The organism is Pseudoxanthomonas sp. GW835-FHT14C01, from assembly GCF_058793715.1.
Genome location: NZ_JBXAGB010000003.1, coordinates 347,259 through 367,780, shown reverse-complemented (window position 1 = coordinate 367,780; position 20,522 = coordinate 347,259). Strand labels below are relative to the sequence as shown.

At 68.1% G+C, this 20,522-nt stretch carries 18 protein-coding genes and 1 tRNA gene; 11 read left to right on the top strand and 8 right to left on the bottom strand.

Features of this window, described 5'->3' with window-relative positions; all coding sequences use genetic code 11:
- The first annotated feature begins 21 nt into the window (after positions 1–21).
- From AC1Q5B_RS15035 to AC1Q5B_RS15015, 5 genes are all read left to right on the top strand, one after another.
- A complete protein-coding gene (locus AC1Q5B_RS15035) occupies positions 22–420 on the top strand; it encodes an HvfA family oxazolone/thioamide-modified RiPP metallophore (protein WP_492632392.1) in 399 nt (132 codons plus the stop codon).
- A 50-nt stretch (positions 421–470) separates the two neighbouring features.
- Positions 471–1,322, top strand: a complete 852-nt coding sequence (locus tag AC1Q5B_RS15030) for an HvfB family MNIO-type RiPP peptide maturase (RefSeq protein WP_492632391.1) — start codon at positions 471–473, stop codon at positions 1,320–1,322.
- On the top strand, positions 1,315–2,064 hold the full coding sequence (locus AC1Q5B_RS15025; RefSeq protein ID WP_492632390.1) for an HvfC family RiPP maturation protein: 750 nt from the start codon (positions 1,315–1,317) through the stop codon (positions 2,062–2,064). The genes AC1Q5B_RS15030 and AC1Q5B_RS15025 overlap by 8 nt, the downstream gene beginning before the upstream one ends.
- Before the next feature lie 209 nt (positions 2,065–2,273).
- The gene (gene rnt / locus AC1Q5B_RS15020; protein WP_492632389.1) at positions 2,274–2,903 is read left to right on the top strand and encodes a ribonuclease T; all 630 of its coding nucleotides are present in this window, start codon (positions 2,274–2,276) and stop codon (positions 2,901–2,903) included.
- A gap of 21 nt (positions 2,904–2,924) precedes the next feature.
- Positions 2,925–3,425, top strand: a complete 501-nt coding sequence (locus AC1Q5B_RS15015) for an O-acetyl-ADP-ribose deacetylase (protein WP_492632388.1) — start codon at positions 2,925–2,927, stop codon at positions 3,423–3,425.
- Position 3,426: 1 nt separating this feature from the next.
- Here AC1Q5B_RS15015 and rhtA read toward each other — a convergent pair whose 3' ends face one another.
- Positions 3,427–4,314 (bottom strand): threonine/homoserine exporter RhtA, encoded by an 888-nt coding sequence (gene rhtA, locus AC1Q5B_RS15010; RefSeq protein WP_492632387.1) that lies wholly within the window; start codon positions 4,312–4,314, stop codon positions 3,427–3,429.
- Positions 4,315–4,427: 113 nt separating this feature from the next.
- Between rhtA and AC1Q5B_RS15005 the strand changes: the two genes are divergently transcribed.
- A complete protein-coding gene (locus AC1Q5B_RS15005) occupies positions 4,428–4,967 on the top strand; it encodes a helix-turn-helix domain-containing protein (protein WP_492632386.1) in 540 nt (179 codons plus the stop codon).
- 10 nt (positions 4,968–4,977) lie between these two features.
- On the opposite strand, the gene AC1Q5B_RS15000 is transcribed toward AC1Q5B_RS15005, so the two are convergent.
- From AC1Q5B_RS15000 to rnr, 4 genes are read right to left on the bottom strand one after another with little or no spacing between them, the layout of a single operon-like run.
- Positions 4,978–6,171: a DmpA family aminopeptidase gene (locus AC1Q5B_RS15000; protein ID WP_492632385.1), complete on the bottom strand. Its 1,194-nt coding sequence runs from the start codon at positions 6,169–6,171 to the stop codon at positions 4,978–4,980.
- 14 nt (positions 6,172–6,185) lie between these two features.
- The gene (gene rlmB, locus AC1Q5B_RS14995) at positions 6,186–6,929 is read right to left on the bottom strand and encodes a 23S rRNA (guanosine(2251)-2'-O)-methyltransferase RlmB (RefSeq protein ID WP_492632384.1); all 744 of its coding nucleotides are present in this window, start codon (positions 6,927–6,929) and stop codon (positions 6,186–6,188) included.
- Between the two features lie 51 nt (positions 6,930–6,980).
- Positions 6,981–7,454 carry a GFA family protein gene (locus AC1Q5B_RS14990; RefSeq protein ID WP_492632383.1) on the bottom strand — a complete coding sequence of 158 codons (474 nt, stop codon included), beginning with the start codon at positions 7,452–7,454 and terminating at the stop codon, positions 6,981–6,983.
- A 43-nt stretch (positions 7,455–7,497) separates the two neighbouring features.
- Complete coding sequence (rnr, locus tag AC1Q5B_RS14985) at positions 7,498–9,948, bottom strand: ribonuclease R (RefSeq protein ID WP_492632382.1); 2,451 nt, start codon at positions 9,946–9,948, stop codon at positions 7,498–7,500.
- A 93-nt stretch (positions 9,949–10,041) separates the two neighbouring features.
- On the opposite strand from rnr, the gene AC1Q5B_RS14980 reads away from it, so the two are divergent.
- The 4 genes from AC1Q5B_RS14980 (at position 10,042) to AC1Q5B_RS14965 (ending at position 15,212) form a co-directional block, all read left to right on the top strand.
- Positions 10,042–10,126, top strand: a tRNA-Leu gene (locus AC1Q5B_RS14980).
- A gap of 151 nt (positions 10,127–10,277) precedes the next feature.
- On the top strand, positions 10,278–12,095 hold the full coding sequence (locus AC1Q5B_RS14975) for an SLC13 family permease (protein ID WP_492632381.1): 1,818 nt from the start codon (positions 10,278–10,280) through the stop codon (positions 12,093–12,095).
- Between the two features lie 56 nt (positions 12,096–12,151).
- Positions 12,152–14,395 (top strand): DNA topoisomerase IV subunit A, encoded by a 2,244-nt coding sequence (gene parC / locus AC1Q5B_RS14970; protein ID WP_492632380.1) that lies wholly within the window; start codon positions 12,152–12,154, stop codon positions 14,393–14,395.
- Positions 14,396–14,555: 160 nt separating this feature from the next.
- Positions 14,556–15,212, top strand: a complete 657-nt coding sequence (locus tag AC1Q5B_RS14965; protein ID WP_492632379.1) for a thiopurine S-methyltransferase — start codon at positions 14,556–14,558, stop codon at positions 15,210–15,212.
- 86 nt (positions 15,213–15,298) lie between these two features.
- On the opposite strand, the gene bfr is transcribed toward AC1Q5B_RS14965, so the two are convergent.
- Positions 15,299–15,784, bottom strand: a complete 486-nt coding sequence (gene bfr / locus AC1Q5B_RS14960) for a bacterioferritin (protein ID WP_492632378.1) — start codon at positions 15,782–15,784, stop codon at positions 15,299–15,301.
- Positions 15,785–15,945: 161 nt separating this feature from the next.
- Between bfr and AC1Q5B_RS14955 the strand changes: the two genes are divergently transcribed.
- Positions 15,946–18,357 (top strand): penicillin acylase family protein, encoded by a 2,412-nt coding sequence (locus tag AC1Q5B_RS14955; RefSeq protein WP_492632377.1) that lies wholly within the window; start codon positions 15,946–15,948, stop codon positions 18,355–18,357.
- On the opposite strand, the gene AC1Q5B_RS14950 is transcribed toward AC1Q5B_RS14955, so the two are convergent.
- Positions 18,345–18,713 (bottom strand): nuclear transport factor 2 family protein, encoded by a 369-nt coding sequence (locus AC1Q5B_RS14950; RefSeq protein WP_492632376.1) that lies wholly within the window; start codon positions 18,711–18,713, stop codon positions 18,345–18,347. The two genes, AC1Q5B_RS14955 and AC1Q5B_RS14950, sit on opposite strands and share 13 nt — an antisense overlap.
- On the bottom strand, positions 18,710–20,413 hold the full coding sequence (asnB, locus tag AC1Q5B_RS14945; RefSeq protein ID WP_492632375.1) for an asparagine synthase B: 1,704 nt from the start codon (positions 20,411–20,413) through the stop codon (positions 18,710–18,712). Before asnB ends, AC1Q5B_RS14950 begins: the two co-directional genes overlap by 4 nt.
- Positions 20,414–20,522: the final 109 nt, after the last annotated feature.

The following is a 20,522-nucleotide window of genomic DNA, read 5'->3' as shown; positions in this document are numbered from 1 at the left end:
ACCTCATTGGAGAGCATGACGATGTCCAAGACGAACAAGCCCGCCGCTGTCGCCATCGCCCTGGCCGGCGGTCTCGCCCTGACCGGGTCCGCCTTCGCGATGGAGCCGCTTGCGCAGGGCTACCTGCTGGCCGCGCAGGACGCCGCCAAGACCGCCGAAGGCAAATGCGGCGAAGGCAAGTGCGGGCTGGCCAAGGCCGACACCGACAAGGACGGCAAGGTGTCGCAGGCCGAGTTCGCCGCCGCGCACCCGGACAAGGCGGCCAAGTTCGCCGAGATCGACACCAACAAGGACGGCTTCATCGACGCGGCCGAGCACAAGGCCCATGCCGGCACCAAGGGCGCCGAGGGCAAGTGCGGTGAAGGCAAGTGCGGCGAGGGCAAGTGCGGCGGCGACAAGAAGACCGACGGCAGCAAGTAAGCCCGTCCGGACGGGTCCCGGCATCGCGCCGGGATCCGTATCCTGTGCGCATGAGCACCACGCTTTCCCCCGACACCGCCGGCCTCGGTCTGCGACGCGCCCTGCTGGATGCACTGCTGGATGCGCCGGCAGGCAGCTTCGACTTCCTCGAATGCGCACCTGACAACTGGATCGGTGTCGGCGGCCGTTACGGCGAAGCCCTGCAGGCCCTGTCTTCGCGCCATCCGTTGACCTGCCACGGACTGTCGCTCTCCCTGGGCGGCACGGCGCCGCTGGACGATACCTTCCTCGCCCGCACGCGGCGCTTCCTCGACCAGCACCATGTCGCGCTGTACAGCGAACACCTGAGTTACTGCAGCGACGACGGCCACCTGTACGACCTGATGCCGATCCCGTTCATCGAGGAAGCCGTACACCACGTCGCCGCGCGCATCCGCCAGGCACAGGATGCGCTGGGGCGGCGCATCGCGGTGGAGAACGTCTCCTACTACGCCGCACCGTACCAGGCGATGGCCGAGGCGGACTTCGTCACGGCGGTGCTCGACGAAGCCGACTGCGACCTGCTGCTCGACGTCAACAACGTGTTCGTCAATGCGGTCAACCATGGCTATGACGCACGCGACTTCCTCGCGCGGATGCCGTCGGCGCGGATCGCGTCCTACCACATCGCCGGCCATTACGACGAAGCCGACGACCTGAAGATCGATACGCACGGCGCGCCGGTGAAGGACGACGTGTGGTCGCTGCTCGCGCTGGCCTATGACACACATGGCGTGCGCCCCACCCTGCTGGAGCGCGATTTCAATTTTCCGCCGCTGGCCGAACTGGCCGACGAGCTGAAGCGCATCCGCACTCTGCAGGAGGCGGCTCGCATGAACACCACGTTGGCGACCCATGGCTGACGCGCTGCACGACCAGCAGTTCGCGCTGGCGCGCCACTTGCGGGATCCGCAAGCCCACCCCGCACCGCCCGGCATCGAGGACCGTCGCCTTGCTGTCTACCGCGACCTGTTCTTCAACAACATCGAAGGACTGCTGGCCGGCAACTTCCCGGTGATCCGCAGGACGCTGGGCGACGAGGCGTGGCGCGGACTCGTGCGCGCGTTCTACGCCACCCATCGCAGCCACACGCCGTTGTTTCCCGAGATCGCACGCGAGTTCATCCGCTACCTGGAGGCACGCGACGACGACACGCTCCCGCCGTGGCTGCGCGAACTGGCCTATTACGAGTGGGTCGAGCTCGCCCTGCAGATCGCCGACGACGCCGTGCCCGCGCATGTCGCCGACGGCGACCTGCTGGCAGGCGAACCCGTGCTGTCGCCCTTCGCCTGGTCGCTGGCCTACCAGTGGCCCGTGCATCGCATCGGCCCGGACTTCCAACCTGATATGCCTCCGACCGAGCCGACACTCTTGCTGGTGCGTCGCGACGCCGCCTATCAGGTACGGTTCGCCGCTATCTCGGCGCTGGTCTATCGGCTGGTCGAAATGCTGGGTGAAGGTGGCCGCTCAGGTGCGGACGCGCTACGTCAGCTCGCCGCGGAGGCGGCCGTGGACGACGTACCCGCCTTCATCGAGCAGGGCACCACGATGCTCGCCCGCATGCGCGATGAGGGCACCGTGCTGGGGACCCTACCCGGACGGTGATCCCGGTAGGAGCGACGTGAGTCGCGACCGCGACGCATCGGCACCAAGGACATCGCCGCAGCCCAGGACCTGATGCATCGCGACTGCCCCGGCTATCACTGCCACGGCCGGTTGGCGGTCGCGACTCACGTCGCTCCTACAACAAACAGGGGATGCCGGTTGGGTTTCCAGCCGAGGAAGCGTCCCGGCCCTCTGCTACCCTTTCCCGCATGGAAAACGCCCCCGCATCCGCCCGCATCACCCCCATGGCCCAGCGCTTCCGCGGCTACCTGCCCGTGGTGGTGGACGTGGAGACCGGCGGCTTCGACTGGAACAGGCACGCCCTGCTGGAACTGGCGGCGGTGCCGCTGGACCTGGACGAGAACGGCCTGCTGGTGTGCGGCACGACATCGAGCGTGCACCTGCATCCCGCCCCCGGCACCGAGATCGATCCGAAGTCGCTGGAAGTCACCGGCATCGACCTGGACCATCCGTTCCGTTTCGCCAAGCACGAGAAGGACGCGCTGGACCATGTGTTCGCGCCGGTGCGCGCGGCGGTGAAGAAGCACGGCTGCCAGCGCGCCATCCTGGTCGGCCACAACGCGCACTTCGACCTCAATTTCCTCAACGCCGCGGTCGCGCGCGTGGCGCACAAACGCAATCCGTTCCATCCCTTCAGCGTCTTCGATACGGTGACCCTGGCCGGCGTCGCCTACGGACAGACCGTACTCGCCCGCGCCGTGCAGGCCGCCGGTTTCGAGTGGAACGCCGAGGACGCGCATTCGGCCGTCTACGACGCCGAGCAGACCGCGCGCCTGTTCTGCAAGATCGCGAACATGTGGCCGAAGCCGCTGGGCTGACCGCACAAACGGCACCCTGCGATGCGACTGACGGCGATCCAGGCCGATATCACCACGCTCGACATCGACGCCATCGTCAATGCGGCCAATAGTTCGCTGCTCGGCGGCGGTGGCGTGGATGGCGCGATCCATCGCGCGGCGGGTCCGGAGCTGGTGCGCGAATGCCGGATCCTCGGTGGCTGTAGGACCGGCGAAGCGAAGATCACGCAGGGCTATCGCCTGCCGGCACGCCATGTGATCCATGCCGTCGGCCCGGTCTGGCAGGGTGGGAAACAAGGCGAGCCGGCGTTGCTCGCTGCCTGCTATCGCAACAGCCTGGCGCTGGCGGAAAAGCACGGGCTGCGCAGCATTGCGTTTCCCTGCATCAGCACCGGCATCTTCGGCTACCCCGCGGATGCCGCCGCGCGCGTGGCCGTCGACACGGTTCGCGAGGTGCTGTCCGCAGCAGTGGTACCGGCGGACGTTACGTTCTGCTGCTTCTCCGCCAACGACCTGGCGATCTACCGGGCCTTGCTCGCCTGACCTAGGCCTCGCCGTTGGCGGCCGTCTGCACCAGCGGGCGCGATGTCATCGCCGCACCGGCGGACGCGACGATGATCGCGGCGATCGCCAGCCACTGCAGCAGCGACAGCCGCTCGTGCAGGAACAGCAGGCCGCACAGTGCGGCGATGGCCGGCTCCAGGCTCATCAGCATGCCGAAGGTGCGGGTCGGCATCTTCGTCAGCGCGACCATCTCCAGACTGTAGGGAATCGCGGTGGACAGCAGCGCCACCGCCAACGCGACCGGCAACAGCGCCGGCGCCAGCAGCGCGGTGCCGGCATGTGCGACGCCGAACGGCACCGCGACCGCCGCCGCGACGCAACTGCCGATGGCGACGGTCTGCGCCCCATGCGCATTGCCTGCCTTCTGGCCGAACACGATGTACATCGCCCAGCACGCGCCCGCGCCGAGTGCGTAGGCCGCGCCAACGAGGTCAAGCGGCTGGCTGCCCTGCTCCGGCACCAGCAGCACCAGCCCGACCACCGCCAGCACCACCCACACCACATCGTGCAGATGGCGCGACCCCAGCAGGGCCACCGCCAGCGGCCCGGTGAATTCGAGCGCGACGGCGATGCCCAGTGGCACGGTTTCCAGCGACTTGTAGAAAAGCAGGTTCATCAGGCCCAGCGCGGCGCCGTAGAACATCAGCAGCGGCCACTGCTCGCGGTTCACGCGCGCGCGCCACGGCCGGAACACGATCACCAGCATCAGCGTCGCCAGGGCCAGCCGCAGCGCGGTCGCGCCCGTCGCACCGACCTCCGGGAACAGGCTCTTCGCCATCGAGGCGCCGGCCTGGATGGAGAGCATGGCGACCAGCAGCAGCGCGATCGGCTGCCAAGCGAGGGGACCGTGGGAATTCGGGGACGACATGACGGCACGACCTGCGACGCCGACGCGCCGCGCTTGAAGGGGAAACGGATTGCGCACTATATTGCGCAGACCGAAGCTTACCGGATGCGCAATATAGTGCGCAACCCCTGCCCATGAGTGTGCTGGAACACGTTGCCGAGAATATCCGTCGCCTGCGGACAGATGCAGGCCTCAGCCAGCAGGCCTTGTCGGTCGCGGCGGACGTCTCCCGCCGCATGCTGGTCGGGATCGAGTCCGGCGATGCCAACGTCAGCCTCAACACGCTGGACCGCATCGCCGAAGCGCTGAAGGTGACGTTCGCGGACCTGGTGAAACCCCCGAGCGCACCGGGCCTGGACCGCATCGACGCGCTGGCATGGAGCGGCCGCACGCCGGGATCGCAGGGCGTGCTGCTGGCCACCGCACCCGCCTCGCACGATGTCGAACTGTGGGCGTGGACGCTGATGCCCGGCGACCGCTACACCTCGGCGGCCGATCCGGCCGGCTGGCACGAGATGTTCTTCGTGATCGAAGGCAACCTGGTGGTCGAGCTGCCGGGGGGTGATCACGTCGTCGCGGCCGGCGACTACTTCGTGTTTCCCAGTGATCGCGACTACGCCTACCGCAACGACGGCGACACGCCGCTGCGCTTCATCCGCAACGTCGCGCACTGATCCGGGCGGATTACTTCTTCGGCGGTGCGATGCCGTGCTGCTTCAGGATGGCGCGCACGCGGTCCAGCGGAATCGCCTCGACGGTCTCGCCGTTGCCGCTCACCGTGGTCGCCATGAAGAGCGAGTTGTAGATCGCTTCCTCGACCGCTTCCACGCTGGCCTGGAACACCGCGCTCATCTGCTCGTTCGCCAGCTCCGATGTGTCCAGCCGCGGTGCGTCGAACGCGCGGCGTACCGAGTCCGCCGTGGAGAACGCCAGGATATAGTCGCCGCTGCCGTTGGACGCGGAACTGCCGGTGCGACCGAGACCCATCATGGCGCGCGAGGCGACGCGGCGCAGGTTGCGGTCGGCCAGCGGCGCATCGGTGGCGATGATGACGATGATCGAGCCATCGCCATGGTCGTCGGCGAGGCCGCGGCGGTCATCGGCCTGCAGGGCGACCGCTTTCTGGAAGGCGTAGCGATCCAGTTCACGACCGACCGGTGCGCCCGATACCTGCAGTACCCCGCCGAAATTGCTCTGCACCAGCACCCCGACGGTCCAGCCGCCCAGCGATTCGGGCAGCTTGCGCGACGACGTACCGATGCCGCCCTTCCAGCCGAACGCCACCGTGCCGGTGCCGGCGCCGACGCTGCCTTCCTGCACGGCGCCCTCTTTCGCGGACTCCAGTGCGCGGCGCACGGCCTCCGGCGTGACCGGACGCGCGCGGATATCGTTGAGGCCGCCATCGTTGGTTTCGCCGACCACGACGTTGAGCGAGCGCACCTGCTGCATGTCGGGTTGCGCCAGCATCCAGTCGGCCATCGCATCGGCGGCTTTCCACACGCACAGCGTGCAGGTCAGCAGGATGGGGGTTTCCAGTTCGCCCAGTTCATTGACCTGGGTGCTGCCGATGAACTTGCCGTAGCCGTTGCCAACATGCACCGCCGCCGGCACGCGCGAACGGTAGACGTTGCCGGGATGCGGCAGGATCGCGGTGACCCCGGTGCGCACGGTGTCGCCTTCCGTCAGCGTCACCTGGCCGACACGCACCCCAGCGACATCGGTGATCGCGTTGTGGGTGCCGGGGGCGAAGATCCCCGGCGCGACGCCGAGGTCGCGCGCGCGTACGCGCACGTCGTCGCGTGCGGCGGCAGAGAAAGAACACGCCATCAGCGACAAAGCGACCAGGCGGCGGAGGATCGTGCGGCGCTCCATGCTCATGCGGAATTCCCTGATTACTGGCGCTGGCGGACGGCCTCGAACAGCGTGACGCCGGCTGCGACCGAGACGTTGAGGCTTTCGATGTCGCCGGGCATGGGGATCTTCACCAGCCCGTCGCAGTGCTCGCGGGTCAGGCGGCGCAGGCCGTCGGCTTCGCCCCCCAACGCCAGCGCGACGTTGCCGCGCAGGTCGATGGAGTACAGCGACGCGTCCGCTTCGCCGGCCAGTCCGTAGATCCACACGCCGAGTTGCTGCAGGTCGCGCAGGCAGCGCGACAGGTTGGTGACCTGCACGACCGGAATGCGGTCGGCGGCGCCGGCCGAGGTCTTGCGCACGGTCGCGTTGACGCCGACCGACTTGTCCTTGGGAATGATCACCGCGGTGACACCGGCCGCCGCCGCGCTACGCAGGCAGGCGCCCAGGTTGTGCGGGTCCTGCACGCCGTCCAGCACCAGCAGCAATGCCTTGCCGTCGGCGGCTTCGACCAGGCCCTGCAGCTCGTCCTCGTCCCAGGTCTTCGCGGCGGCGTAGCGCGCGGCCACGCCCTGGTGGCGCAGCGAACCCGCCACGCCGTCCAGCGCCTGGCCGGTCACGCGGCGCACGTCGATGCCCTTGCGGCGCGCGTTCTCTTCGATCTCGGTCAACCGCGCGTTCTTGCTTCCGCCTTCGACCAGCACCTCGCGCACGTTGTCGGCATCGTTCTCGATGGCCGAGGCCACCGCATTGACGCCGACGATCCACTGGTTCTGCTTGCTCATGCGCTGTACGGCCGCCCTGGAAAGGCCGGCATTATCGCACCGACCACCGGCTCAGCGCGGCGGCCAGTCCGCCGTGTCGTGGTCCGGATGCTGGAACGACACCACGCCGGCCAGGAAGGCGGCAGCGGCCTCGTCTTCTTCGGTCCGCCGCTGCGGCAGCGCCGACAGGGCGTCCACGTACGGCAGTTTGCCTTCGATACCGTACTGGACCCACGGCGCCAGACCGCTCGGATCGTCGAACGCACCGGCGGCCACGGCCACGCCATCCGGCGCCTCGTAGGTCAGCGGGGTGCCGCAGTCGGCGCAGAAGCCACGCTGGACCACGTTCGACGACTGGAAGCGCTTCGGCTCGCCACGCGTCCATTCGAGCAATGCGCCGCGCGTGGAGACCAGCGGCGCGTAGTACGCGCCGAACGCTTTCTGGCACATGCGGCAGTGGCAGATCGAGGCATCCCTCAGCTCACCGGTGACGCGGAAACGCACGGCGCCGCATTGGCAGCCGCCGGTATGGATCTCGGGAGACATGGAGGCTCCAAACGATTGGAAAACACAAGGATCCGAACCGTCATCAGTACTTCCGCTTCTTCCGCTTGGCCGGCTGGCCACGTGGCGCCGGCGGCGGCAGGCCGCTGTCCCTGGTCTTGTCCTCGACCAGGCGGAAGTCGATCTTGCGCTCCTCCAGGCTGGCCTTCAGCACGACGATGCGTACGCGGTCGCCGAGACGGTAAGACAGGCCGCGGCGCTCGCCGGACAGCGTCTTCCGCACCGGGTCGAAGTGGTAATAGTCCTGCGGCAGCTGGGTCACGTGGACCAGGCCGTTGACCTTGGACTGGTCCAGCTCGACGAACAGGCCGAAGCTGGTCACGCCGCTGATGACGCCGTCGAACTGGCCGCCGACGTGCTTTTCCATCCACGCGGCGCGGAAACGCTCGTCGACCTCGCGCTCGGCCTCGTCGGCGCGGCGCTCGCGCTCGGAGCACTGCAGCGCCAGCGCGGCCATGTCGCGCGGCGAATACGGGAAGGCGTCCGCCGGCTTGCGCGACAGGCCATGCTTGATCGCGCGATGCACCAGCAGGTCGGGATAGCGGCGGATCGGCGACGTGAAGTGCGCGTACGCCTCCAGCGCCAGGCCGAAGTGGCCGACGTTCTCGGGCGCATACACGGCCAGGCTCTGGCTGCGCAACAGCACCGATTCCAGCAGTGCCGCGTCCGGACGCTCACGCACCTTCTTCAGCAGGTTGGTGAAGTCCTTCGGCTGCACCTTGCCCCACGACGGCATCGACAGCTTGAACTCCTTCAGGAATTCCAGCAGGTCCATGTACTTGGTTTCCGGCGGCTTGTCGTGGATGCGGTACGGCGCCGGGATGTGCGCGGCGAGCAGGTACTTCGCCGCCTGGACGTTCGCGGCGATCATGCACTCCTCGATCAGCTTGTGCGCGTCGTTGCGCACCAGCATCCCCGCCTGGGTGACCTCGCCGCGGTTGTCGAGGACGAAGCGCACTTCGGAGCTCTCGAACTCGATGGCGCCGCGCTGCGTGCGCGCCTTGGCCAGCACGTGGTAGAGCTGGTAAAGGCGCTCGACGTGCGGCAGCACGGGCGCGATCTGCGCACGGACCTCCTCGTCGTTCTCGCCGACCGCCTTCCACACCTGCGTGTAGGTCAGGCGCGCGTGCGAGTTCATTACCGCTTCGTAGAACTTCGATCCGGTGACTTCGCCCTCGCGATTGACCTGCATGTCGCAGACGAAGGTCATGCGGTCGACCTTCGGGTTCAGCGAGCAGATGCCGTTGGACAGCGTCTCCGGCAGCATCGGCACCACGTAGCCGGGGAAATAGACCGAGGTCGCGCGCTTCTGCGCTTCGTCGTCCAGCGGCGTGCCGGGACGGACGTAATGCGAGACGTCGGCGATGGCGACGACCAGGCGGAAGCCGTCGCGGGTCGGTTCGCAGTAGACCGCGTCGTCGAAATCCTTGGCGTCCTCGCCGTCGATGGTCACCAGCGGCGTGGACCGCAGGTCGACGCGGTCGCCGATCATCGCCGGCTCGACCACCAGTGGTACGGCCGTGGCTTCGTCCAGCACCTCCTGCGGGAACTCGTGCGGCAGGTTGTGGCCGTGGATCGCGGCCTCGACTACCAGCGACGGCGTCAGGCTGTCGCCGAGCACCGCGATGACCTTGCCGATGGGCGGACGGCGCGCATCCGGTGCCTGGGTCAGCTCGACGACGACCAGCTGGCCGTCGCGCGCGCCGCCGGTCGCGTCCTGCGGGATCTGCACGTTGCGCTGGATGCGTTTGTCGTCCGGCGCCACGTAGGCGATGCCGACCTCGAAACCGAAGCGGCCGATCAGGCGGGTGACGCCACGCTCCAGCACGCGCGCAATGCTGCCCTCGCGGCGACCGCGTCGGTCGATGCCGGTGACGTTGGCCAGCGCACGGTCGCCGTGCATGACCTTGCGCATTTCATAGGGCGGCAGGAACAGATCGTCGCCACCGCCGGTATCGGGGCGGAGGAAGCCGAAGCCGTCCGGATTGGCGATCACCGTGCCGGCGATCAGGTCGGTCTGCTGTACCGGCGCGAAGCCGCCGCGGCGGTTCTGCACCAGCTGGCCGTCGCGGACCATCGCGCCCAGGCGCTTGGACAACGCGTCGAACCGGTCCGGCGCGTCCAGCCCCAGCGGACCGGCGATCTCTTCCGCCGTCTGCGGGCCTTCGGCCGCCTCGAGAAAACCGAGGATCGCCTCGCGGCTGGCGATCGGCTGTTCGTAGCGTTGGGCTTCGCGCTGCGCATGCGGGTCGACGAAGCGACCGGCCGCTCGCGGCGCGGGGCCCGGGGACCGACGCGGCGCGCCGGCTGCCGGGCGGGACGGCGCCCGCGCAGGCATCTCAGGCATCCACGGCGGCAGGCTCTTCTTGGCGGGTTTGCCCGGCTTGCCGGGGGCGTTGCGGGAGGCGGGCTTTGCACCGGCCTTGGCGTTTGCAGCGGGCTTCTTGCCGCCGCCACTCTTGGTGTTCTTGGTCATCGGCGCATCGTACACCCCGCCTGAACAACACCGTGCGAAGACAACCGTTGACATTCCCCCGGCCGATCCTCAAAATGCGCGCCTCGCTTACCTGCCCAGGTGGCGGAATTGGTAGACGCACTAGTTTCAGGTACTAGCGGGTAAAACCGTGGAGGTTCGAGTCCTCTCCTGGGCACCACGCATAACGAAGACCCTCGCGAAAGCGGGGGTTTTTCGTTTCCGCCCTCGCGCGACGACATCGCGCACCCGGCCCGACCTCACACGTCCTCACGGCGGCTCGCCGTAGGCTGCCGGCCACGCACGACGACGCAACACGCCAAGGGACACGCATGGAGTTCCAGCAGATCCTGTTCCTCGCGATCCTGGCGATCACCCTGGGTCTGTTCATCAGCGAAAGACTGCGCGTCGACCTGGTCGCGCTGCTCGCCCTGCTCGCCCTGACACTGACCGGCATCCTCGGCCCGAAGGAAGCGCTGTCCGGCTTCGCCAGCGAACCGGCGATCATCGTCGCCGCCGTGTTCGTGCTGTCCGCCGGCCTGTCGGCGACCGGCATCACCGAGCGCATCGGCGCCGGCATCGGCCGCGCCGCGGGCGGCAGCGAATGGCGCACGATCGCCGTCGTGATGCCTGCGACCGCGGCGTTGGCCGCGTTCTCGCACCACGTGATGGTCACCGCGATGATGCTGCCGATCCTGATGCGCATCGCGCGGGACCAGAAGCTGGCCGCGTCGCGCCTGCTGATGCCGATGTCGCTGGCCGCCTCGCTCGGCACCACGCTGACGCTGTTCAGCGCGCCCGCCTTCCTGTTGTCGAACGACCTGATCAAGCGCGCCGGCCTGCCGGCGCTCGACATCTTCGCTATCACGCCCATCGGCGCCGCACTGGTGGTGCTCGGCACCGTCTACATGCTGCTGGGGCGCTGGCTGGTGCCCAAGCGCGAGGGCGAGACCCCGCAGGGCGACTACCTGAAGCTGGACCGCTACTACACCGAACTGCTGGTGGAGGACGACTCGCCATGGATCGGCCGGGCGCGTGGCGAGTTCGCCAAGGCCTTCGACGACCGGCTGCAGGTGGTGGACTGGCTGCGGCACGGCATGCGCCGGCGCAACCAGCGGCTCGACAGTACGCTGGCCGCCGGCGATGTACTGCTGGTGCGCGCGTCGCCGGACGAGATCGCCTCCATCCGCGACGAACCCGGCCTCGCCCTGCACGCGGTCGCCCGGTACGGCGAGAAGCGCGAGGAAGGCAAGAGCGAGGCGCTGGGCGAAGAGCAACTGGTGCAGGCGGTGGTCGCCCCGCACTCGGAGTTCATCGGCCGCAGCGTGGCCGACATCGATTTCCTGCGGAACCTGGGCGTCGTCGTGGTCGGTCTGTGGCGCCGCGAAGGCTGGCTGCACGGCGAACTTTCGGACATGGTGCTGCAGGAAGGCGACCTGCTGGTGCTGTGGGGCCAGCAACAGAACTTCGAACCCTTGGCGGCGCACCACGGCTTCCTGATGCTGGTGCCGTTCGGCGGCCAGAAGAAGCCCCGCCGCCGCGCCCCGGTCGCGCTGGCGATCATGGTCGCCGCCGTCGCGGCGGCGGCGACCGAGACGCTCGCGCCGCACATCGCCTTCCTCGCGGGCGCGGTGGCGATGGTGCTGACGCGATGCGTCGACATCGAGCGCGCCTACCAGGAGATCGACGTCCGCATCTTCGTGATGATCGGCGGCGTGATCCCGCTCGGCATCGCCATGGAGAAGACCGGTACCGCAGCGCTGGTGGCCGACCTGCTGCTCAACCACACCGCGCACTGGTCGCCGCTGGTACTGCTGCTGGTGATGTTCGGCGCCGCCGCCCTGCTGACGCAGATCCTGTCCGACGCCGCGACGACCGTCCTGCTGGCCCCCATCGCGCTCGCGCTGGCCGACGGCCTGGACCTGAATCCGGTGCCGTTCGTGGTCTGCACCGCGATGGGCGCGGTCGCCTCGTTCCTGACCCCGATCGGCCACCACGGCAACCTGCTGATCCTCAACCCGGGCCGCTACACCTTCGGCGATTTCCTGCGCGTGGGCATCCCGCTGACGGCGGCCATCGCCATCACCACCGCCTGGCTGGCGCGCTGGCTGTGGCTGGACGGTCCGCTGTGGCCCGGTATCGGCGGCTGAGACGGGGCGACGGGTAGAATGGCCGGGTTTTCAGACCCGCAGACGATACGCCCGCAATGACCGAAACGATCCGCCCGACCTTCCACGGCTTCGAACAGATTCCGCTGCGCGAGTACGCCGAGCGCGCCTACCTCGACTACTCCATGTACGTCGTGCTGGACCGTGCCCTGCCCTTCATCGGCGACGGCCTGAAGCCGGTCCAGCGCCGCATCGTCTATTCGATGAGCGAGCTGGGCCTGAACGCAGGCGCCAAGCCGAAGAAGTCCGCGCGCACCGTCGGCGATGTGATCGGCAAGTACCATCCGCACGGCGACAGCGCCTGCTACGAAGCGCTGGTGCTGATGGCGCAGCCGTTCTCGTACCGCTATCCGCTGATCGAGGGCCAGGGCAACTTCGGTTCGCCGGACGATCCGAAGTCGTTCGCGGCGATGCGCTACACCGAATCCAAGCTCACGCCGATCGCCGAGGTGCTGCTGGGCGAACTCGGCCAGGGCACGGTGGACTGGACACCGAACTTCGACGGCACGCTGGAAGAGCCCACCTGGCTGCCGGCACGCCTGCCCCACCTGCTGCTCAACGGCACCACCGGCATCGCCGTGGGCATGGCGACCGACGTGCCGCCGCACAACCTCAACGAGATCGTCAGCGCCTGCATCCGCCTGATCGACGATCCGGATGCGACGGTCGCCGACCTGTGCGAACACGTCCGCGGCCCCGACTACCCGACGAAGGCCGAGATCATCACCGCCGCGTCCGACCTGCGCGCGATGTACGAGAACGGCACCGGCAGCGTCCGCGCACGCGCCGTGTGGCGCAAGGACAACGCCAACATCGTCATCGACGCCCTGCCCTACCAGGTGTCGCCGTCGAAGGTGATCGAACAGATCGCCGCGCAGATGCGCGCCAAGAAGCTGCCGTGGCTGGAGGACATCCGCGACGAGTCCGACCACGCCAATCCGGTGCGCGTGGTGCTGATCCCGCGTTCGAACCGCGTGGATGCCGAACAGTTGATGGGCCACCTGTTCGCCACCACCGACCTGGAGAAGAGCTACCGGGTCAACCTCAACATCATCGGGCTGGACGGGCGGCCGCAGGTCAAGAACCTGAAGATGTTCCTGACCGAGTGGCTGGCGTTCCGCAGCGACACGGTCACGCGTCGCCTGAAGCACCGCCTGGAAAAGGTCGAGCGTCGCCTGCACCTGTTGGAAGGCCTGCTGGTCACGTTCCTCAACCTGGACGAGGTCATCCGCATCATCCGCACCGAGGACGAGCCGAAGGCCGCGTTGATCGCCCGCTTCGCGCTGAGCGAGGAACAGGCGGACTACATCCTCGAGACCAAGCTGAAGCAGCTCGCCCGCCTGGAGGAAATGAAGATCCGCGGCGAGCAGGACGAGTTGCGGGCCGAGCGCGAAAAGATCGCCGGCATCCTGGAATCGAAGGCCAAGCTGAAAAAGCTGATCAAGGACGAACTGACCGCCGACGCGAAGAAGTTCGGCGATGCGCGTCTGTCGCCGCTGGTGCAGCGCGATGCCGCGCAGGCGCTGGACGAGACCGAACTGGTGGCCAGCGAGCCAATGACCGTCGTGCTGTCGGAGAAGGGCTGGATCCGTGCCGCCAAGGGCCATGACGTGGATGCGTCCACGCTGTCCTACCGCGATGGCGACGGCCTGCTCGGCGCGGTGCGTTCGCGCAGCACGCAGCAGGTGGCGTTCCTCGATTCGGAAGGCCGCAGCTACTCCACCGCCGTGCACACGCTCCCTTCCGCGCGCGGCAACGGCGAACCGCTGACCGGCCGCTTCTCGCCGGCGGCAGGCGCCTCGTTCCAGGCGCTGGCCAGCGGCGACAACGACAACCGCTTCGTGCTGGCGTCCTCGCACGGCTACGGCTTCGTCACCCGCTTCGAAAACCTCACCGGCCGCCAGAAGGCCGGCAAGGCGATGCTCAACCTGACCGTGGGTGCCAGCGTGCTGCAGCCCGCGCAGGTACCGAACACCGAGACGGACCGCATCGTCGCCGTCACCAGCGCCGGCCATCTGCTTGCCTTCCCGGTCAGCGAACTGCCGGAACTGGACAAGGGCAAAGGCAACAAGATCATCGAGATCCCGAAGGCCAAGCTCGGCACCGAACGCGTGGTCGCGATCGCCGCGGTATCTCCGGGCGCCACGCTGCTGGTCAAGAGCGGCCAGCGCACGATGAGCCTGTCGTTCAAGGACCTGGACGAGTACGTCGGTGCCAGAGCGACGCGCGGTGGATTGTTGCCGCGCGGGTGGCAGAAGGTCGACGGACTGGACGTCCAGTAGTTTGCAGAACAGGCGCGCTGCGGCGCGTTATTAGTCAACAACTACGGAAGTCGTAGAGCGGAGCTTGCTCCGCTGCGTGGCAAGGCGTCAGCAGTGACCGAAGTCGAGCAAGCTCGACTCTACGCCCGGGTTTCCCCTCTTTAGCGGAGTGAGCGCACGAATGGACGCCGACTTCTGGTTGCAACGTTGGCAGGAAGGCCAGATCGGCTTCCATCGCCATGACGTGATGCCGCTGCTGCAGAAGCATTGGCCGGCGCTGCAGCTACCGGAAGGGTCGCGGGTGCTGGTGCCGCTGTGCGGCAAGTCGCTGGACATGCATTGGCTGGCCGCACAGGGCTACCAGGTGCTCGGGGTGGAACTGTCGCCGCTGGCGGTGACGCAGTTCTTCGAAGAGGCGAAGCTCGATCCGGTGCGCACGACAAGCGGCTACGGCGAGCACTTCAGCGCCGGCCCCATCGAGATCATCCTCGGCGATGCCTTCGGCCTCGATCCGGCGCTGCTGGCGGACGTCGCCGGCGTGTACGACCGCGCCGCACTGATCGCCCTGCCGTCCGACCTGCGCCTGCGTTACCGCGACGCGGTCTATGCCGCCCTGCCGGCCGGCTGTCAGGGGCTGCTGATCACGCTGGAGTATCCGCAGGAGGAAAAGGCGGGGCCACCCTTCTCGGTAGCGCAGGCGGAAGTCGAAGCCCTGTTCGCGGCGCTATGGCGCCACAGCCTGCTGGAACGGCGCGACATCCTCGACCAGGAGCCACGCTTCCGCGAGGAAGGGTTGAGCTCGCTGGAAACCGCCGTGTACCGCCTCCGCCGTTCGTAGCGCGGAGCTTGCTCCGCTGCGGTCCGATCAACGCTCAAGCGTGGACAAGAAACAGAGCCGAGCAAGCTCGGCTCTGCGGGGAACGGTCACTCGCCGGCGGGTTCGCCGTCCAGCTTCGAGGTCAGGTACAGCTCGATGCCGAGGCGCTTGATCAGGCCCAGCTGCTGTTCCAGCCAGTGCGCATGGTCTTCCTCGGTGTCTTTCAGCTGGGTCAGCAGGATCTCGCGGCTGACGTAGTCGCCATGCTGTTCGCAGATGCCGACGCCCTTGGCCAGGTTGGCGCGCACCGCGTACTCCACCTCGAGATCGCGCTGCAGCATCTCCTCGACCGTCTTGCCGGCCACGAAGGTTTCCGGGCGCATGTCCGGGTCGCCCTCCAGGAACAGGATGCGGCGCAGCAGCGCGTCGGCGTGCTCGGTCTCTTCCTGCATCTCGTGGTCGATGCGGTGGAACAGGGCCTTCAGCCCCTGGTCCTCGTAACGGCGCGAGTGGATGAAGTACTGGTCGCGCGCGGCCAGCTCGCCGCGCAACAGGAACTTGAGGTAGTCGACGACGTCGGGATGGCCTTTCATGGGGTCGGCTCCGGGGGCGAGGCGCGCATGATGCCCCATCCCTGCGGGCGATGACCGAATCGGAATCAGTCTCGTTCGGCACCGCAGCGCGACGGTGGCGGTCGTGGCTTCCGTGGAATAATCCGGCCACCCCGCCACACCCTCACCGCAAGGACTCCGCAATGCTGAAGTGGACCCGGCGCATCGCGCTGCTGCTGTTGGCCCTGATCGTCGCGGCGGTACTGCTGGCCTGGTGGTCCATGCGCGGCAGCCTGGCCCGGCTCGACGGCGAACAGCCGCTGGCCGGACTGTCCGCGCCGGTATCCGTCCAGCGCGACGCACTGGGCGTGGTGACCATCGAAGCGGCCAGCGAGACGGATGCGGTGCGTGCGCTCGGTTTCGTGCATGCGCAGGAGCGCTACTTCGAGATGGATCTGATGCGGCGCAGCTCCGCCGGCGAGCTGTCCGAGCTGTTCGGCCCCGTCGCGGTGGACATGGACAGGGCGCGCCGGATGCATCGGATGCGCGCACGCGTGACCGCATCCCTCGACAGCTTCGGCGGCGACCGCCTGCCGCAGCTGCAGGCCTATGCCAACGGCGTCAACGATGGCTTGGGGGCCTTGACGTCGCGCCCCTGGCCTTACCTGCTGCTGCGGCAATCGCCGCGCGCGTGGGACGTGGCGGATTCCGCGCTGGCCGGCTATGCCATGTACTTCGACCTGCAGGACGCGGACAACGTACGCGAACTCGGCCTGTGGAAGATCCGTCGCCAGGTACCGCCCGCGCTTTACGCGCTGCTGACCCACGACGGCACCGAATGGGATGCGCCGCTGCAGGGCGAGCCACGCGGGAATGCCTCCCTGCCGACCGCCGACGAGGTCGACCTGCGCACGCTGCCCATGCCCAAGGGCGACACGCACCAGCGCCTCGCCGACAAGGGCACGCCGGGCAGCAACAACTGGGCCGTGGCCGGCGCGCTGACGGCCGATGGTCGCGCGATCGTCGCCGACGACATGCACCTGGGTCTGCGCGCGCCGAATCTTTGGTTCCGCGTGCGCCTGCGCTATCCGGATCCGCGTGCGCCCGGCGGCCAGGTCGACGTATCCGGTTTCAGCCTGCCCGGGCTGCCGGCGATCATCGTGGGCAGCAACGGCCACGTCGCGTGGGGCTTCACCAACAGCTATGCGGACACCGCGGACTGGTATCCGGTGAAGCCGTGCGGCAAGGACGATGCCGCGGCTACCTGCGACGCGGTCGAGCATCACCCGGAAACGATCCTCGTCGCCGGCGCCGATCCGGTGGCGCTCGACGTGCAGGAAACGCGCTACGGACCGATCGTCCACGCGGCCAAGGGCAAGCAACCCGCGCTGGCCCTGCGCTGGGTCGCGCACCAGCCCGGCGCGCTGAACTTCGGGCTGTCGGATTTCGCGACAGCCGGCGACCTGTCCGCCGCGCTGTCGGTGGCGCAACGCACCGCGACCCCGGCACAGAACCTGGTGATCGCCGACCACAACGGGCGCATCGCCTGGCGCATCCTCGGCCCGCTGCCGTCTCGCGCGGCGTCGTGCCCTCATACGCTGGAACTCGCACCGGCGGCGCCGGCGGACGATGCCACGCCCCAGCCGCCGGACAGTTGCCGGCCCTGGGTCATTTCCAACCAGCTGTCGCCGGTGCTCACCTCGCAGACCAGCCATCGCCTGTGGACGGCGAACGCGCGCGTGCTGGACGGCGCCGCGCTCGCCCGCGTGGGCGATGGCGGCTATGCCCTGGGGGCGCGTGCGAAGCAGATCCGCGACGGCCTGCTGGCGAAGGAGCGTTTCACCGAGAAGGACCTGCTGGCCATCCAGCTCGACGACCGAGCGCTGTTCCTGCAGCGCTGGTGGCAGTTGCTGCAGGACGAAGCGAAGCGGATGCCGGCGGATTCGTCGATGAAGGCGCTCGCCGATGCCGGCATTACCTGGGAAGGCACCGCCAGCGTCGATTCGGTGAGCTACCGGCTGGTGCGCGCCTGGCGCCTGGCCGTGCACGCGCGCATCGCCGACGGCCTGACCGCACCGGCGCAGGCGGCGCTGGGCGAGGACTTCGTCATGCCCGACCTGCCGCAACTGGAAGGCGCGGTGTGGCCATTGCTGGAACAGCGCCCGCCGCACCTGTTGTCGCGACGCTACACGAGCTGGGATGCACTGCTGGAAGACGCGGCGAAGGAAGTACGCGATGACCTCGCCGAGCGGGGCCCACTGGCCGAGCGTCGCTGGGGCGAGCGCAACACCGCGAAGATCTGCCACCCGCTGGCCAACGCCCTGCCCGCCTTCCTCAAGCCGAAGCTGTGCATGCCGGGCGAACCGCTGGCCGGCGATGGCGCCATGCCGCGCGTACAGGGGCCGGCGTTCGGCGCCTCGGAACGCATGGTGGTGTCACCGGGCCACGAGGCGGACGGCATCATCCACATGCCGGGCGGCCAGAGCGGCCACCCGATGTCGCCGTTCTGGGGCGCCGGCCACGACGACTGGGTGCAGGGAAGGCCGACCCCGTTCCTGCCGGGCGCCGCGACCCATACGCTGACGCTGCGCCCCGCGAACGCTCAGCCGAGGTAACGCGAAGGCACCGGCAATCCCTGCTGCCGGAAGAAGCTGAGCTGGTCGAAGTAGCCACGCTGGAACACGATCCGTCCGTCGCGCACCTGGAAGAATCCGCAGCCGCGCAGGCCGCGCGGGTCGCGCCACTCGAGGATGGCCCACTCGCCATCCTCGAACAGGTTTTCCATCGTGCACACCATCGTCGCGCGACCGAATTCGGTGCGGAACATCGCCGTGATCGCCTCGCGACCGTGCAATGGATCGGTCACCACCTGGTGGTTCACGGCATCCTCTGCATACAGCGCCGTCAGGCCGTCGGCATCCACCGCGTTGAAGCGGCGGACCCATTCACGCACCAGATCGGATGGCGTCATGTCGATACGGGCGAATGCGCCGCCGCATGCACGCCGGCGACGGCACGGCCGGACGGATCGGCCATCTTCGCGAAGCTGGCATCCCAGGCGATCGCCGCCGGCGACGAACAGGCGATCGACTTGCCGCCCGGCACCGTCTCCGCGCACGCCTGGCCCGGATAATGCTGCTCGAACAGCGTGCGGTAGAAGTACGCCTCCTTCGTCTGCGGCGGGTTGACCGGGAAACGCTTGTCGGCCGCCGCCAGTTCGCGATCGCTGACCTGCGCCTCCGCATGCGCCTTCAGTCCGTCGATCCAGCCGTAACCGACGCCGTCGCTGAACTGCTCCTTCTGCCGCCACAGGATCGACTCCGGCAGGTAGCCATCGAAGGCCTCGCGCAGCACGCCCTTCTCCATGCGCTGCGCGCCGGCGCTGCCCTTGTCGATCATCTTGTGCAGGGCATCCATCTTCATCGCCACATCGAGGAACTCGACATCGAGGAACGGCACGCGCGGCTCCACGCCCCAGGCCATCATCGACTTGTTGGCGCGCAGGCAATCGTAGTTGTGCAGCGCATCCAGTTTGCGTACCAGCTCCTCGTGGAACTCGCGCGCGTTCGGCGCCTTGTGGAAGTACAGGTAGCCTCCGAAGATCTCGTCGCTGCCCTCGCCCGACAGCACCATCTTCACCCCCATCGCCTTGATGCGGCGCGCCAGCAGGTACATCGGCGTGGACGCGCGGATGGTGGTGACGTCGTAGGTCTCGATATGGCGGATCACTTCCGGGATGGCGTCGAGGCCCTCCTGGAAGGTGTAGGTGAAGCCGTGGTGCACCGTACCCAGCGCCTTCGCCGCGACCTCGGCGGCGGCCAGGTCGGGCGAACCTTCCAGCCCGATGGCGAACGAATGCAGACGCGGCCACCACGCTTCGGTCTTGTCGTTGTCCTCGATGCGGTGGCGCGCGTAGCGCGCGGCCACCGCCGCGACCAGCGACGAATCCAGCCCGCCGGACAGCAGCACGCCGTACGGCACGTCGGTCATCAGCTGGCGATGCACGGCACGCTCGAACGCTTCGCGCAGTTCCTGCTTCGCGACCTCCACCTGCTCCACGGCGGCGTAGTCGCGCCACGGCTTCCCGTAATACTTCACCAGCGTCCGGGTGGCGGTGTCGTAGTAGTGGCCCGGCGGAAACTGCGCCACGTCGGCGCAGATCGGCGCCAGCGCCTTCATCTCCGATGCGACGCACAAGCGACCCTCGCGGTCGTGTCCCCAGTACAGCGGGCATACGCCGATCGGGTCGCGCGCGATCAATGCGCGCCCTTTGGCCTTGTCCCACAGCGCGAACGCGAAGATGCCGTTGAGGCGGTTGAGGAACGACGACGGCTCGTCTTCGCGATACAACGCATTGATGACTTCGCAGTCGGATCCTGTCTGGAACGCGTAGTCCTGCGCCAGTTCCGCCTTCAGTTCGCGGTGGTTGTAGATCTCGCCGTTCACGGCCAGCACCAGGTCGCCGTCGGCCGAGCGCAGCGGTTGCGAGCCGCCGGCCGGATCGACGATGGCCAGGCGCTCGTGCACGAGGATGGCGCCATCGTCATGATGGACGCCGCTCCAGTCGGGGCCGCGGTGGCGCTGCTTCTGCGAAAGTTCCAGCGACTGCCGTCGCAGCGCCTGCACGTCGTCGCCGGGCTGCAGCCCGAAGATGCCGAAGATGGAACACATGGGTGGAAGCTCCTGGATGGGTTCGGAAACAGGGGCCGGAAACGAAGAAACCCGCATCTCGCGATGCGGGTTTCTGGAATCCGGCAGGTCTTTCTTTGCCTAGTCGCAG